The sequence below is a fragment of the Sphaerisporangium viridialbum genome (genome assembly GCF_049674955.1).
In the GTDB taxonomy this organism is placed as follows: Bacteria; Actinomycetota; Actinomycetes; order Streptosporangiales; family Streptosporangiaceae; genus Sphaerisporangium; species Sphaerisporangium viridialbum.
On record NZ_CP187232.1, the window covers coordinates 7,619,219 to 7,633,466 of the forward strand.

Genomic DNA, 14,248 nt, shown 5'->3' on the forward strand with positions numbered 1-14,248 from the left:
GTCGCATGGAGAGCCGCCGCGAGCGTGCAGGCCGCATCTCAGGAGGTACTTCGTGGCCCAGCAGACCGCCGCACAGCTTCCCCAGATCGTCGAAGCGGCGAAGAAGACCGACACGGCGCATGTGCTCATCGGCAGCATCAAGAGCCAGCTCATCAGCCACACGGAAGAGCTTCGCCAGGGCTGGGGCGGCTCCTCCGGCATGGCCTTCGGTGACGCCGAAACGGGCGCCTTCGGGCGCTGGAACCAGGAGCTCTCCATCGTGCTCGGGGAGCTGCAGGACCTGGCGCGGAAGCTCCACGCGGTCGAAGGACGGTACCGCGAGACCGAGCACGCGCAGACCGAGGCCACCAACCGGCTCAGCGCGAACATCAACGCCTGACCTGACCCGCGTCTGACGAACGGAAATCATCATGGCTATCAACAACGACGTCGACCGCACGCTCGTCAACTTCGGCAGCATGACCACCGGGCGCCAGGACTTCGCCCGCCAGTGGCAGGCGATGGAAGGCACGCTCCAGCAGCTCGAGACCGACCTCGACCGCCTGCTGGGCGAGTGGGACGGCGACGCCCGCACCGCGTACTGGCAGGCCAGGAGCAAGTGGGACGCGGCCTCCGGGCGGATGGCGGCCCTGCTGCAGCAGCTCGGCGCGGTCATCGAGCAGGGCCACGAGAACTTCTCGCTCGCCGAGAAGGCCAACGTCAGCATGTTCGACGGCAGATAGGGCTCGGCGGACTCACGGCGAGCGGACCGCCCTGGCAGCGCGACGCGCCGGCAGGGCGGCCTGAGAGCTTAGGGGACAGACATGAGCGGCAACGGCAGGAGCGGGTTCGCCTACAACGGGTTCCACATCGAGGAGAAGTGGCCGGGGCTCGACGTCAAGGACGGCGTCGACGTCTACCACTCGACCGTCAAGAACCTGATCAAGGCACTTGAGGACGACGTCGCGCGCCTGAAGGGCATCGAGGCGGGCACCGCTGAGCACCTGAAGACGTACGGGCAGGTGGCGGTCAAGGACTGCGGCGAGTGGGACGCGGCCCAGGAGCTGGCCGGCGTGCTGACGAAGGGCCACACGGCGATCTCCACGGGCTACGCCGAGCTCATCGGCAAGTACGAGGCCGCGGTCGCGACGACGAAGGCGGCCCTCCTCAACCTGGGCAAGGCCGACCAAAGTAGTAAAGCCACCTGAAGCGATCAACGGTTTAGCGATGGGTCGACATGGAGCGCATCAGCCAGATACAGGCGATCAAGGCGGGGACGGCTCCGCCGCGCGGGGACACCGGCACCTACGGCGGGGTCGAAAGCGTTCGAACGAAGCTGCAGAACACCAATCCGGAGGCGTTGTCGACCGCCGGTGACGCCTACATCGCCGCGGCCGGCTACCTGGAGGACACCTACAACCTTCTCGAATCGCTGGCCGGAACGATGGCCGGAGATTGGAAGGACAAGTCCTCCCAGCAGGCCCAGCAGGCGCTCCAGCTACTGCACGCCTCGGCCAGGGAGCTCGCCGCCAGGGCCCGCCAGGTGGGCGCGGCCCACAAGGACTACGCCGACGAGCTGAGGAAGGCCAAGTCCCACCTGCCCGAAAGCGGCCCGTACACGTTCGATGACGACATGCCCGGATGGCTGTCCGGCTGGAGGACCACCTCGGCCTCCGAGAACGAAATGGCCCGCCAGCACATCGAGAACCTCAACGAGCGCATCGTCGCGGTCTACGACACGCTGCCGCTGGACGTCACCACGGTGCTTCCCTCTCCGGCCCCTCCCGAGACGCCCGACTTCGACACCTCCAACTTCGACACCTCGGGCCTCAACGGCGGCGGCTACAGGCCGCGCGGCTCATCCGGCTACAGTCCGTCCGGCTTGAACCCCTCTGACTACTCGGGGAGCGGCAGTCCGAGCGGCACCGGAATGCCCGGATCCGACCCGAACATCCCGTCGGACCTCTCCGGGGGCGGCGGCACCGGCGGCACCGGATCGGGCGGCACCGGATCGGGCGGCACCGGGCCGGGGGGCACCGGGCCGGGTGGCACTGGCCTGCCCGGCGACGGCTCGAACGGCGGCCCGGGGAACGGCGTGCCAGGTGGCGGCGTCAACGATCCCTCGAACCCTTCCGGCGGCACGGGCGGCACGGGCCTTCCGGGCGGGCCGAACCCGAACGATCCCCGGAGCACCGGCCTGGCGGGGCTCAACCCCTCCACCGGGCTCAACACCCCGAACACCAGCGGGCTCAACACGCCGAACACCACGGGTCTCAACACCCCGAACACCACGGGTCTCAACGCCCCGAACCTCAACGGCGTCACGTCGCCGAACTCGTCGGGCCCGATCATCCCGGCGGGCCTCGGGACGGGCGCGACGGGCACCGGCGCCGGCGGCTCCGGCCTCGGTTCCTCCTACGGCGGCGGCGGTGCCGGCGGTGTGACCCCGGCCCTGGCCACGCGTGCCGCCGGCACGCCGGGAATGGGCGGCATGCCGTTCATGCCCATGGGCGGGCAGGGCAACGAGGGGAGCCAGGAACGCGAGCGTTCGACCTGGCTGACCGAGGACGAGAGCGTCTGGGGCGGTGACGGCCCGGTCGCCCCCAGCGTCATCGCCTGACCGAGCCCGATCCGACCAAACCCGGCCCAGGCTGAGCCCGATCCGACCAAATCCGGCCCCGACCGAGCCCGATCCACCAAACCCGGCCCCGACCGAGCCCGATCCACCAAACCCGGCCCCGGTCGCTCCTGGTCGAACCAACCCGGCGTGACCCGTTGATCCAGCCCGGTCAGACCGGACTCGCGGTGACCCGCTGATCGAGAACCGTAAGTCAAAAGGGTGCCTCACCCGCCCAGCGCAGGTGAGGCACCCTTTTTGGCGTGCCGGACCCGGCCGGTCTCCCGGCCAGGGCCGCCACGCGTCCCCCCGGCTCTGCCGGTGTGCCGTGAACCCCTCCCGGTACACCGGCCCTCCCCTTACCAGCGCCCCGAGCCGGTGGGCGCCTGGCAACAAACTTCCATGAACCACTTGCAATACGCTTAAAGGACGCTTGACGCCATATCCCCATAAGACGTACATCCCGGTTTCCAGCCCCAGAAAGCCACCCGAGCGCGGGCCGGCGCGAGGTTACGGGTTCGGGCGAACCTGACGGTAGGTCCGGGTGAAGCACAGCGCACCGTAGAACTCGGCGATCTCGCCGATCGAGCGGCAGGGCGGTAGCACCAGCGGCCTGACGGCCGACACGTCACTCGCGTTCGGCGGAGGCGTGCACGGCGACGTCCTCGGCGGGGACCACTCGGTGCACGACGACCGTGCTGATGCGGTTGCGGCGGCCGGCGGTGCTCTCGGCGGTCAGGCTCAGGCCGTCGACGGTGGCGCGGGACCCGGCTATGGGGACCCGGCCGAGGGCGTGGGCCAGCAGGCCGCCCACCGTGTCGACGTCGTCGACCTCCAGCTCGATGTCGAACAGCTCGCCCAGCTCGTCCACGGGAAGCCGCGCGGTCACCCGGGCGCTCCCGTCGTCGAGCCACTCGACGCGCGGCGCCTCCTGGTCGTACTCGTCGGCGATCTCACCGACGATCTCCTCGAGGACGTCCTCGATGGTGACCAGGCCGGCGGTGCCGCCGTACTCGTCGATCACGATGGCCAGGTGGATCTGCCGTGCCTGCATCTCGCGCATGAGCTCGTCGATCGGCTTGCTCTCTGGCACATAGGTGGCCGGGCGCATCAGCGAGCCGACCTTCTCACGCTCGGCGTCGCCGCTCGCGGTCGACTCGTGCACCCGCTGGACGATGTCCTTGAGGTAGGCGATGCCGACCACGTCGTCCTCGTTCTCGCCGACGACGGGGATGCGGGAGAAGCCGCTGCGCAGCGCCAGCGACATGGCCTGGGAGAGGGTCTTGCCGCGCTCGATGAAGACCATGTCGGTGCGCGGCACCATCACCTCGCGCACCAGGGTGTCGCCCAGCTCGAAGACCGAGTGGATCATCTGGCGCTCGTCGGGCTCGATGACCCGGCGCTCCTCGGCCAGGTCGACGAGATCGCGCAGCTCGGCCTCGGAGGTGAACGGGCCGTCCCTGAAGCCCTTGCCCGGCGTCAGCGCGTTGCCGAGCAGGATGAGCAGCTTGGGAAGGGGCCCGAAGATGCGCGTCAGCCCGTACACGATGGGGGCGCTCGCCAGCGCGACCGGCTCGGCGTGCTGGCGGCCGAGGGTGCGCGGCGAGACCCCGACGATGACGTAGCTGATCAGGATCATGACGCCCGCCGCCGCGGCGTAGGCCTGCCCCTCGTCGCCCAGCCAGTCGATGAACAGCAGCGTCGCGATCACCGTGGCGATCAGCTCGCAGCTGAGCCGGAGCAGCAGCAGGAGGTTGAGGTAGCGGGGCGGGTCGGCGACGATCGCCTGGAGGCGCTGCGCGCCGCGCCGCCCCTTGCGCGCGAACTCCTCCGCGCGCACCCGGGAGATGCGCGCGAGAGCCGTCTCGGCGCTGGCCAGGAGGCCGCCGATGAAGATCAGAAGGGCGGCTGACAGCAACCACCCGCTGGGGGAACTCACGGCTCCCGCCGCACCTCCCGCCACGCGTCGAGCAGCTCGCCCTGGAGGCCGAACATCTCCGCGTGCTCGTCCGGCTCGGCGTGGTCGTAGCCGAGGAGGTGAAGGATGCCGTGCGTGCAAAGAAGCTCAAGCTCGTCGCGGGTGCCGTGGCCGGCCTCCGCCGCCTGCTTGGCCGCGACCTGCGGGCACAGCACGACGTCTCCGAGAAGTGCCGGGTCGAGCGGGGCGTCGCCCTCCTGGCGTGAACCGCCCGGGCTCGGCCGCAGCTCGTCCATCGGGAAGGCGAGCACGTCCGTCGGCCCGGGCTCGCCCATCCACTGCTCGTGGAGCTGCGACATCGCCGCCTCGTCCACGATCAGGATGGAGAGCTCGGCGAGCGGGTGGATGCCCATGCGCCCGAGCACGTGACCGGCCAGCTTCACGAGCGAGGACTCGTCGATCTCCACGCCCGACTCGTTGGCCACCTCGATACTCATGGTGTTTCTTATCTCCCCCGGGGGCGCTTGGCGCCCTTGATGGCATGAGGCTCGGCGGTCGCGAGGTCGTAACGGCTGTAGGCGTCGACGATGTCGCTCACCAGCTTGTGCCGCACGACGTCCGCGCTCGTCAGCCTGCTGAAATGGATGTCCGGAATGCCCTCCAGGATATCCTGGACGACCTTCAGACCGCTGTCTGTACCGCCGGGGAGGTCGATCTGGGTGACGTCGCCGGTTACGACGATCTTGGCCCCGAAGCCCAGGCGGGTGAGGAACATCTTCATCTGCTCGGGCGAGGTGTTCTGCGCCTCGTCCAGGATGATGAAGGCGTCGTTGAGCGTGCGGCCGCGCATGTAGGCGAGCGGCGCCACCTCGATGGTGCCCGCCGCCATCAGGCGCGGGATCGAGTCGGGGTCGAGCATGTCGTGGAGCGCGTCGTAGAGCGGGCGCAGGTAGGGGTCGATCTTCTCGTACAGCGTGCCGGGCAGGAAGCCGAGCCGCTCACCCGCCTCGACCGCCGGCCGGGTGAGGATGATGCGGTTGACGTCCTTGTTCTGGAGGGCCTTCACCGCCTTGGCCATCGCCAGATAGGTCTTGCCCGTGCCCGCGGGGCCGATGCCGAAGACGATCGTGTGCTTGTCGATCGCGTCGACGTAACGCTTCTGGTTGACGGTCTTCGGGCGGATCGTGCGCCCCCGCGCCGACAGGATGTCAAGGGAGAGGACGTCGGCGGGACTGCCTGAGCTCATGCGGAGCATGGCGATGCTCCGCTCCACCGCGTCGCCGGTGAGCTGGGCCCCGGACCTGACGAGCTCGACCATCTCCTCGAAGAGCCGCACCAGGAGACTGCTCTCCTCCGGGCTTCCGCTGATGGTGATCTCGTTGCCACGGACGTGGACGTCCGCGCGGAACGAGGCCTCGATGACCCGCAGCAGCTCGTCACGGGAGCCGAGAATGCTCACCATGGAGTACTGGTCCGGGATGACGACCTTGGCCTGCGTGCGTGACGGGCCCTTGACGCGCGGCGGTTCGCTGGTCTGCGCGCCGTTCGGCGCGCTGCGGGATTCGTGTGACTCGGACATGGGCGGCCCTGCGGCCTGCTCGCCTCCCGGCCTGGTGTACTTGTCTGTCGCGCTCGCTCGGATGACCGTGCAGTCGCCTGGCATCCGGCCCGACCGCGCCGCTGGCTAAGGCCATCGTATCCGGGCCGGGCTCAGCCCGGAGGCCAGTGCATGGCCCGGCCGCCGAGCAGGTGGCCGTGCACGTGGAAGACGGTCTGACCGGCCTGCGGGCCGGTGTTGAACACCAGGCGGTAGCCGTCGTCGGCCACGCCCTCCTGGACCGCGACCGCGTGGGCCGTCTTGAGCACCTCGTCGGCGAGCCCGTCGTCGGCCGCGGCGAGCACCGCGGCGTTCTCGTAGTGCCCCTTGGGGATCACCAGCACGTGCGTCGGGGCCTGCGGGTTCACGTCGCGGAAGGCCACCGTGCGGTCGGTCTCGTAGACGATCGCGGCCGGGATCTCCTTGGCCACGATCTTGCAGAACAGGCAGTCTGTCACGCCTGAAGGGTAGTCACCTCTGTTGCCAATCGGTAATACCTAGGTGGTCCCGTCGAAAGATCCTCGCGGCTAGGGTTGGTGTGCGACACTTCAGCGTCAGATAGCGGTCAGTGTCGGCGAGGCCACCGGCGAGGACACAACTGGGTCATGCCCCCTAAAGAACCGGCAGAGAGTAAACCCTCTGGGAAGGCCGTGCGTCCAACAGATGTGACCACCGAGACCCTCGTGGCCGAAAGGTCGATGGGGGCGGTGCCCGTCGGATGGGACGCCGACATGGCCGTTACGGCGCTTTACAGCGCCCACTATCGGTCGCTCGTGCGTCTCGCCATGCTGTTGGTGCGTGACAGCGCCACCGCTGAGGAAGTCGTGCAGGACGCGTTCGTCGCCCTCCATGGGGCATGGCGCCGCCTGCGTGACACCGACAAGGCACTCGCCTACCTGCGCCAGTCGGTCGTGAACCGATCGCGCTCAGTGCTCCGTCATCGTGCCGTCGTGGAGAAGTACGCCCCCAAGGGCCTCCCCGACGCCCCGAGCGCGGAGAACGGAGCCATAGGAGAGCTCGAGCGGTCCGCCGTCATCGAGGCGCTCCGCGGGCTCCCCACCAGGCAGCGCGAGGCGTTGGTGCTGCGGTACTACGGCGACCTCTCCGAGGCTGAGATCGCCAGCGCCATGGGCATCAGCAAGGGTGCGGTGAAGAGCCACACAGCCCGCGGCATGGCCGCCTTACGCACCGTACTGGAGCAATTGTCATGACCGAGTCCCCCGACGAGTACGGCGAGGTCCTCCGCCGTGTCTTGCGCGCGGAGGCGGATTCTGTCGTGCCCTCCGCAGAAGGACTGCAGATCATCCGCACCCGCATCGACCAGCGTGGCCTGCGGGGTGTCTTTTGGTGGCGGGCCGCCGCGTCGGCGTGCGGCGCCGTCCTGGTGGCGGCCACGGTGGTGATGATCGTGCCGCCGCTGCGCGAGCACATCAGCACGGACCAGCGCATCACCCAGGTTCAGTGGGACACGTCGCCGCCTGACGAGTCGAGCACGCGCAGGCCGTGGAACGGCGTCCAGCCCCCGGCCGGCGGCAGCCAGCGTGCCGAGCCCAGCCCGACGATCGCCACGACGCCGCTCACCACTCCGACGCCCACCCCGACGGTCTCCCCTGGCAACGACTGCACCACCCCGGTGCTGTCGACGGCGGAGCCTGGGCAGGAGCCGGACCAGCCCTGCCCCTCGGGCACGGGCGACTCCCAGCCGGAGCAGACCACCAGGCCGAAGCCCACCCCGACGCCCACGCCGACGAAGACCACCAAGCCGACCGCGAAGCCGACCCGCACCGCGACGGCGGACTCGACTCCGGACCCGTGCCAGCAGTGCTCTCCGGCGCCCACCGACCCCGCGCCGCCGACGGTCACCCCCCAGGTGACGGCGGAGGCCGAGTCGGCCCCGCCCGCGAACTGAAGCCCCACCCCGCGAAAGGCCGGACTCCTCGGAGCCCGGCCTTTCATCGCGTTGCTGGAGTGCTCAGTGTTCTGGGGGTGCTCACTGTTTTGGGGGTGCTCACTGTTTTGGGGGTGCTCACTGTTTTGGGGGTGCTCACTGTTTTGGGGATGCTCACTGTTTTGGGGGTGCTCACTGTTTTGGGGATGCTCACTGTTTTGGGGATGCTCACTGTTTTGGGTGCGGCCTGCCGCCTGGCGACGAGGGTGAAGGTCAGCAGCGCGAGATCCTCGGCGTCACGAGCCCGGTACTCGCGGGTGAGGCCCGGGCGTGCCGCCTCGACGTACGCCGCGGGCGCGACCAGTCCGGGCACCACCCTGGCGCTCCAGCCGGTCGCGGCGGCGTAGGCGAGGAAGTCCCGCGCCCGCAGCCGGTTGGGGATGCCGGGGAAGCTCATCGCCCGGTAGAGCGGGGCCGGGTAGCGCAGCAGGTTGAGCGGGTCACGCGACCGGATGCCGCGCATGTGCGCCATGCCGTCGATGTGGTGGCACATGACGCCGCCCGGGGCGACCAGCTCGGCCAGCCGTGCGAACGTCGCGGGGACGTCGTCGAAGTGCTCCAGCGCCGCGTTGCTCACCACCAGGTCGAACGGGCCGCGGAGGTCCGGCATGCCGGGGAAGGCGGTGACCCGGTAGGAGAGCCAGTCGCGCTCCACGGGACCGCCGAGGCGGGCGCCGAGCGCCTCGTAGAACGCCTGGCCGGTGCCGGACGCCAGCGGGAACAGGTCGGCCGCGGTGTAGGACTCCGCGCCGCGGGCCAGCATGATCGCACCGGTGCCGAGGTCCGGCCCGGGGCCGAGCTCCAGGATCCTGCGGCCGGTGAAGTCGAGATCACCGTCCCGTGCCCACCGGTCGGCCACCCCGATGACGTAGTCGACGTTGCGCTCGACGTCGTCCACGCCGAACGGGCGGGGGGTGCGGTAGCCGCGCAACCGGTGCCGCACCGCGTTCGCCAGGCTCATCCCGAGGCCGGCGCTCCACCACACGGCACGCGGGTGGCGGGTGGCCGCGTAGGTCACCACGCCCGGACCGGCGGCGCCGTCCTGGGTGTCGGAAGCGGTCATAGGAGTCCTCTCACGGAGCGGTCCGGTCGCCACGGCCCCAGGCGCCGGCGACCGCGGCGGGATCGGTGACGGTCGCCTGCCCGCCCGCCATGCGCAGGGCGGTGAGGAAGTCGTTCAGGCAGTACGCCTCGGCGCCGCCCGTCCAGTGGCCGCGCCAGCTCGTCCCGGTGCAGTCCCACGACTCGCCCTGCCCGGTGTCCACGATGCGCTTGCCCCGCATGAACCGGTACGCCTGGAGCACCCGCCACCTGCCCGGGTAGCCCCTGAGGAACTCCGCGAGCTGGTCGGGCGAGGTGTAACGGTAGTCGTTGGCCCCTGTGACGCTCGGCACCCAGCGGTTGCACAGCAACGACGGGTCGTCGCACCTGCCGGCGGGCAGGCTCCAGGTGTTCTGGAAGTACGGCGGAGCGAGGTCGGACCGGCTGGTGACGCCGTTGCCGTACTTCCGGCCGAAGGCGAAGCACGTGGAGACGACGTCCTGCTGGATCCGCGTGGTGAGCCGGTCGTCGGGGTAGGCGAACAGCCCCCAGGCCCGGGTGTGGCCGCGGCTGGCCAGCGGGGCGAGGGATCCGCACGACTCCGCCCGCTGCTGCTCGGGCGTCAGCGTGGTCATGTTCCGGTAGCCCATGCCGTGGCTGACGAACGTCCAGCCGTACTGGTCACGGAGGGTCGCGAGGTCGGCCCAGTTGGCGTAGTCGACGAAACCGGCCAGGCACTGGCGGTTCTGGTCCAGGGTGCGGTCGACGACGACGGTCCCGCTGGCGGGGAAGCCCCGCGCCCTGAACTCGCGGGCCACCTCGTCGAGCTTCACGGCCCCGCGCAGCGGGCGGCAGGCCCTGTCCACCGCGCTCCACTGCGAGCGGGACATGAGCAGGGTGACGTACCTGCCGTCGGCGCCGGGGTCGTAGTCGAAGCCCCGCCAGCGGGAACTCTCCCTGCCCGCCTTGTCGGCGAACCGCACGGTGACGCTGTAGTGACCGGCGGCCGGGGCCTCCCACTGGTAGGACCAGGTGGATCCGGTGACCGTCGCGAGCGCCCAGCCCGGTGTCTCGCCCCAGGTGCCGCCCGCCTGCCACCATTTGCCGGTGTCCCTGTTCTGGACGCCGACGCGGACCTTGTCGACGGCGACGTCGTCGGTGACCGTGCCGGCCACGCGGATGCCGGGCGAGGTCAAGCCCTGGTCGGGGAGCGGCGCGGTCACCTCTCCCACGGGGGGTTCGGCGTCCTGGCCGGGCGCGGTGACCGTGAAGGGCAGCCACGGATGCGCGGTGTCGAGCAGTCCGATCGAGTCGGTGGCGTACACCGACAGGCCGTAGTCGCCGGGACGTGGCGGCGTCCAGGTGAACGTCCAGCCGACCTGGCTGAAGGCGAACTGCCCCGTCGAGGACGCCGTCCAGGGCATGCCGCCGTCCGGCCCGGTCAGGGTCGCGGGCCTGGACTGGTAGTCCCCCCAGGTGCCGTCGTCGCGCGCCCACAGCTTGGCGGTCCGGTCGTAGATCGCCACGCTGACCGAGACGATGCCCCGGTTGTCGGAGGCGCTGCCGGTCCAGGTGATCGGGTGCTGGACCGGGTAGGAGGCCTGCCCGGCGGCCGTGACCGAGGGGGGCGCGCCGTCCGCGGCGAACACGACCGACGGCGAGACGGCCGTCACCCCTCCCGCGTCCCGGGTCGCCACCTCCAGCAGGTAGTCACCGTCCTTCGGCGGGGTCCAGTCGAAGGACCACGCCACCCTGCTCGCACCGGACGCGCCGATCGTGACGGGTTGCCGCTCGTAGGCGCCCCAGGTGCCGTCGGCGTGCCACCAGGCGTGCGCCGCCCTGTCGAGGATCGTCACACCGGCCCACACGACTCCGCCGGACGCCTGCGCGACGCCGCGGATGGTCGTCTTCTGCCCAACGGGGACGATGCCGCCCGGGGCCGGCTCCGCGATCACCCCGGCGGGGGCGGCCAGCGCCGCCGGAAGGTCCACGACCGTGAACCTCCGGTACGGCAGGGCAGGGTCGTAGGACCCGTCGGAGGCCACCGCCTTGGCCTGGACGAGGTAGTCGCCGGGCTCGGGGCTCGGCCAGGTGAAGCTCCACGAGCCCGCGTCCAGGGCCGCCTGCTGCCCTTCGTAGTCGCCCCAGCTTCCGTCGGCGTGCCACCAGAGCTTGCTGACCCTGTCCTGGACGGCCACCACCGTCTGGGTCGCGCCGCTCAGCGTGCCGCGCACCAGGATGGGCGCGCGCGTATAGAGGGCGCCGTCGGCCGCGGGCTCGGCGATCGTGCCGGACGGGGCGGCCGCCGCAGGCGGGACGGCCGCGGCCACCAGCCCGACGGCGGCCACCGCGAAGGCCACCAGACCGGCGAGCAGGGTTCGGATCCTCATCTCTCACTCACCGGGGTGGCCCAGGCGGACGAGGCGGCGGACGCCGGCCAGGATCATCGGCGCGAACACGATGGCCAGCATCGTCACCGCGAGCCCGAACAGCGTCCACGGCGTGCCGATCGACGACGCCACCGTGTCGATCTCCCGGGCGGCCCCGGCGGCGAGGGTGGGATCGATCAGGCCGTTGCCCGTCGAACCGGGCGTCTCGGGCAGGGGCTGGCCGTTCTGGTCGACGGCCACCGTGGCGTCGCCCCCGGTGGCGCCGGGCGTGGTGGTCCCGGGGTCGCCGCCGCCGCTCGTCGTGGCGCCGGGGGTGGCGGAGCCGGACGCGGACGGGCCCGCGGTGGCCTGGGGACCGGTGTCCGCCGAGGGTCCGGTGGTGGCCTTGGGGCCCGTGGTCGCCTTGGGGCCGGTAGTGGCCTTGGGCGTCTTGCTGGGCTTGGGTCCCGGCGCCTTCGTGGTCGTGCTCGCGCTCGGGGTCGGGCTGGGGCTTCCCGCGCCCTTGTCGTCCTTCTTGTTGTCGTCGTTGTTCTGCTGGTTGTTATTGCCGTTCTGGTTGTTCCCGCCGTTGTCGTTCTGCGCGGGAGGGGGATCGTTCGCGGTCTGCTCACCCACCTGGCCGCATTTCTTCCCGTCCGGCAGTTGCAGGTTCTCGTAGAACTTGCCCCACGTGTCAGGGTTTCCGGGAACCGCAGGGTGGCCCGGCACCTGGCCGAGCACGTCGAAACCCTGCTTGATCAGGTTCGACGGCAGCGGTGAGTAGCCGATCTGGTCGACGTTCTTCTGGCCGTCGGTGATGGAGTAGAGCACGAACTTCGCCAGGGTCTCGCCCTTGCCGGCGTCGAACCCCTCGGTGGGGACGATGATGTAGTTGTAGCTGGAGATCGCGTAAGCGCTCGGGTGCGGGTGCGTGTGCACGTTGTCGAGCTTGTACGTGCCGTCACCGTTCCGCTCGGCGGCGGTGAGGGCGATCGCCTGGTTGCACGCCGTGGGCAGGGTGTACTGCCCCGCGGCGTTCTTGATCTTCGCCACCGGCACGTTGAGCTGGATGGCGTAGGCGTACTCCGCGTATCCGATCCAGCCCCAGCTCGCGTTGCCGTTCTTCACCTGGATCGCCACGCGGTCGGAGCCGTCCACCAGGTCGGTGTCCGGCCGGTTCGGCCACACGTCGGTCGGGCCGCACACCTGGTCGGTGCACTTGGACGACTTCTCGGTGGAGCACCCGTTGGGGTTGCCGCCCACGCCCTGCATGTAGGACTTCCACCGGCCGGGGTCCATCTGGTTCAGGTAGTCGGTGAACACGGCCGTGGTGCCTGAGCCGCCGGCGCGGACGACCGGGCGCACCCGCACGTGCGGCAACCGCGCCGCGAGGCCCGGGTTGTCGTCCTTGATGGCCTGGTCGTCCCAGAAGATCTCCTGCTCGCTGCCCTTGTTGGCGCACGAGAACATGTTCTGCGTGAACAGCTTCACAAGGAGGCCGCCGGAGAGCTGGAGGTCGGTGATCGGCCTGCCCGCGTTGTCCTTGAGGTTGACCATGATCGCCGTGCCGCCCGCGACGAGCGGCATGTAGGTGAACTTGAAGGGCGGATCCTGCTCGACGCCGAGCCCGCCGGGGAAGTTGTAGGAAACATCACTGGAGGCGAAGTCCGCCTGGCGTGAGGCGAACTCCTGCCGGCCCTGGGTCGACCCCTTGGGCGCGAAGTTGACGCTCAGCCCCTGCAACCGGGCGACGTCGGACATCCACTGCTGGATCGCGACGTAGGCGAAGGTGGAACCTGACCCGTTCACGGGCGAGGCGGCCCACGCGGGGGCGGCGCCCAGCGACGCGGGCAGGATCATCAGCATCAGCACCACGAGCAGGCGGGTGCCTCGACGGCGGATTCGCATTCCTGTGCTCCAGAACTCGCCGGCGGCTCAGCCGAACCGGCCGTTGACGTAGTCGGCGGTTCTCGGGTCCTCGGGATCCGAGAAGATCTGCTCTGTGGGGCCCTGCTCCACGACCCGCCCGGGCTCGTTCTCGGCGGCGAGGAAGAAGGCGCAGTGCTGCGAGACGCGCTGCGCCTGCTGCATGTTGTGGGTGACGATGACGATCGTGACCTGGTCCTTCAGTTCGAGGATGGTCTCCTCGACGCGCCTGGTGGACGTGGGGTCGAGGGCCGAGCACGGCTCGTCCATGAGCAGCACGTCGGGGCTGACGGCCAGGGACCTCGCGATGCAGAGCCGCTGCTGCTGGCCGCCCGACAGGCCGCCCGCGGGGGCGTCGAGCCGGTTGCGCACCTCGTTCCACAGGCCCGCCCTGCGCAGGCTGGCCTCGATGAGCTGGTCGCGGTCGCGCACCTTGGTCCCCGTCAGCCTCAGGCCCGCCGCCACGTTGTCGGCGATCGTCATGGCGGGGAACGGGTTCGGCTTCTGGAACACCATGCCGATGCGGCGGCGCACCTCGGTGAGGCGCAGGCCGACTCCGTAGATGTCGTCGCCGTCGAGCAGCACCGACCCGGCGAGCGTGGCGATCGGCACCAGCTCGTGCATGCGGTTGAGCGTGCGCAGGAAGGTGGACTTGCCGCACCCGGAGGGCCCGATCAGCGCGGTCACGACCCCCGCGTCCATCTTGATGTTGACACCTTCCAGCACCTTGCGGGAGCCGAACCAGCAGCTCACGTCCACGCCTTCCAGGACGCCGCCGACGGGGCCGGCGGCCGCCTCGGGGATGGGCCTGGTGTGCTCGACGTCCGGCACGGTCATCAGGTCGGTCCTCTCC

The 14,248-nt window shown here is 70.3% G+C and carries 14 protein-coding genes; 6 read left to right on the forward strand and 8 right to left on the reverse strand.

Going from position 1 to position 14,248, the window contains the following annotated elements; translation table 11 throughout:
* The first annotated feature begins 52 nt into the window (after positions 1-52).
* The 4 genes from ACOZ38_RS34305 (at position 53) to ACOZ38_RS34320 (ending at position 2,599) form a co-directional block, all read left to right on the forward strand.
* Positions 53-379, forward strand: a complete 327-nt coding sequence (locus tag ACOZ38_RS34305) for a WXG100 family type VII secretion target (RefSeq protein ID WP_405140199.1) — start codon at positions 53-55, stop codon at positions 377-379.
* Positions 380-410: 31 nt separating this feature from the next.
* Positions 411-722 carry a WXG100 family type VII secretion target gene (locus ACOZ38_RS34310; protein ID WP_424535197.1) on the forward strand — a complete coding sequence of 104 codons (312 nt, stop codon included), beginning with the start codon at positions 411-413 and terminating at the stop codon, positions 720-722.
* A gap of 81 nt (positions 723-803) precedes the next feature.
* Complete coding sequence (locus tag ACOZ38_RS34315) at positions 804-1,187, forward strand: hypothetical protein (protein WP_424535198.1); 384 nt, start codon at positions 804-806, stop codon at positions 1,185-1,187.
* A gap of 29 nt (positions 1,188-1,216) precedes the next feature.
* On the forward strand, positions 1,217-2,599 hold the full coding sequence (locus tag ACOZ38_RS34320) for a WXG100 family type VII secretion target (RefSeq protein WP_424535199.1): 1,383 nt from the start codon (positions 1,217-1,219) through the stop codon (positions 2,597-2,599).
* 625 nt (positions 2,600-3,224) lie between these two features.
* Here the strand turns inward: ACOZ38_RS34320 and ACOZ38_RS34325 are convergent.
* The 4 genes from ACOZ38_RS34325 to ACOZ38_RS34340 form a co-directional block, all read right to left on the reverse strand.
* Positions 3,225-4,535: a hemolysin family protein gene (locus ACOZ38_RS34325; RefSeq protein ID WP_424535200.1), complete on the reverse strand. Its 1,311-nt coding sequence runs from the start codon at positions 4,533-4,535 to the stop codon at positions 3,225-3,227.
* A complete protein-coding gene (gene ybeY, locus ACOZ38_RS34330) occupies positions 4,532-5,011 on the reverse strand; it encodes an rRNA maturation RNase YbeY (protein ID WP_405140209.1) in 480 nt (159 codons plus the stop codon). The genes ACOZ38_RS34325 and ybeY overlap by 4 nt, the downstream gene beginning before the upstream one ends.
* A gap of 8 nt (positions 5,012-5,019) precedes the next feature.
* On the reverse strand, positions 5,020-5,976 hold the full coding sequence (locus tag ACOZ38_RS34335; RefSeq protein WP_424537138.1) for a PhoH family protein: 957 nt from the start codon (positions 5,974-5,976) through the stop codon (positions 5,020-5,022).
* A gap of 248 nt (positions 5,977-6,224) precedes the next feature.
* A complete protein-coding gene (locus ACOZ38_RS34340; protein WP_405140211.1) occupies positions 6,225-6,569 on the reverse strand; it encodes a histidine triad nucleotide-binding protein in 345 nt (114 codons plus the stop codon).
* Positions 6,570-6,809: 240 nt separating this feature from the next.
* Here ACOZ38_RS34340 and ACOZ38_RS34345 point away from each other — a divergent pair, with 240 nt between their 5' ends.
* Positions 6,810-7,322: a SigE family RNA polymerase sigma factor gene (locus ACOZ38_RS34345; RefSeq protein ID WP_405152123.1), complete on the forward strand. Its 513-nt coding sequence runs from the start codon at positions 6,810-6,812 to the stop codon at positions 7,320-7,322.
* Entirely contained in the window at positions 7,319-8,020 is a 702-nt protein-coding gene (locus tag ACOZ38_RS34350; protein ID WP_424535201.1) for a hypothetical protein, read from the forward strand. Before ACOZ38_RS34345 ends, ACOZ38_RS34350 begins: the two co-directional genes overlap by 4 nt.
* A 43-nt stretch (positions 8,021-8,063) precedes the next feature.
* On the opposite strand, the gene ACOZ38_RS34355 is transcribed toward ACOZ38_RS34350, so the two are convergent.
* From ACOZ38_RS34355 to ACOZ38_RS34370, 4 genes are read right to left on the reverse strand one after another with little or no spacing between them, the layout of a single operon-like run.
* Positions 8,064-9,122, reverse strand: coding sequence for a methyltransferase domain-containing protein (locus tag ACOZ38_RS34355; RefSeq protein WP_424535202.1), 1,059 nt, complete (start codon positions 9,120-9,122; stop codon positions 8,064-8,066).
* 10 nt (positions 9,123-9,132) lie between these two features.
* Entirely contained in the window at positions 9,133-11,490 is a 2,358-nt protein-coding gene (locus tag ACOZ38_RS34360) for an Ig-like domain-containing protein (RefSeq protein ID WP_424535203.1), read from the reverse strand.
* Positions 11,491-11,493: 3 nt separating this feature from the next.
* Positions 11,494-13,377 carry a substrate-binding domain-containing protein gene (locus ACOZ38_RS34365; RefSeq protein ID WP_424535204.1) on the reverse strand — a complete coding sequence of 628 codons (1,884 nt, stop codon included), beginning with the start codon at positions 13,375-13,377 and terminating at the stop codon, positions 11,494-11,496.
* Between the two features lie 27 nt (positions 13,378-13,404).
* Positions 13,405-14,232: a phosphate ABC transporter ATP-binding protein gene (locus ACOZ38_RS34370; RefSeq protein ID WP_424535205.1), complete on the reverse strand. Its 828-nt coding sequence runs from the start codon at positions 14,230-14,232 to the stop codon at positions 13,405-13,407.
* Positions 14,233-14,248: the final 16 nt, after the last annotated feature.

What these genes read in the sequence shown, in the direction of transcription:
- ACOZ38_RS34350 (WP_424535201.1), top strand. Translation starts at nt 7,319, where the DNA reads ATGACCGAGTCCCCCGACGAGTACGGCGAGGTCCTCCGCCGTGTCTTG.
- ACOZ38_RS34360 (WP_424535203.1), bottom strand. Translation starts at nt 11,490, where the DNA reads ATGAGGATCCGAACCCTGCTCGCCGGTCTGGTGGCCTTCGCGGTGGCC.
- ACOZ38_RS34365 (WP_424535204.1), bottom strand. Translation starts at nt 13,377, where the DNA reads ATGCGAATCCGCCGTCGAGGCACCCGCCTGCTCGTGGTGCTGATGCTG.
- ACOZ38_RS34315 (WP_424535198.1), top strand. Translation starts at nt 804, where the DNA reads ATGAGCGGCAACGGCAGGAGCGGGTTCGCCTACAACGGGTTCCACATC.
- ybeY (WP_405140209.1), bottom strand. Translation starts at nt 5,011, where the DNA reads ATGAGTATCGAGGTGGCCAACGAGTCGGGCGTGGAGATCGACGAGTCC.
- ACOZ38_RS34335 (WP_424537138.1), bottom strand. Translation starts at nt 5,976, where the DNA reads ATGGTGAGCATTCTCGGCTCCCGTGACGAGCTGCTGCGGGTCATCGAG.
- ACOZ38_RS34370 (WP_424535205.1), bottom strand. Translation starts at nt 14,232, where the DNA reads ATGACCGTGCCGGACGTCGAGCACACCAGGCCCATCCCCGAGGCGGCC.
- ACOZ38_RS34345 (WP_405152123.1), top strand. Translation starts at nt 6,810, where the DNA reads ATGGGGGCGGTGCCCGTCGGATGGGACGCCGACATGGCCGTTACGGCG.
- ACOZ38_RS34320 (WP_424535199.1), top strand. Translation starts at nt 1,217, where the DNA reads ATGGAGCGCATCAGCCAGATACAGGCGATCAAGGCGGGGACGGCTCCG.
- ACOZ38_RS34355 (WP_424535202.1), bottom strand. Translation starts at nt 9,122, where the DNA reads ATGACCGCTTCCGACACCCAGGACGGCGCCGCCGGTCCGGGCGTGGTG.
- ACOZ38_RS34310 (WP_424535197.1), top strand. Translation starts at nt 411, where the DNA reads ATGGCTATCAACAACGACGTCGACCGCACGCTCGTCAACTTCGGCAGC.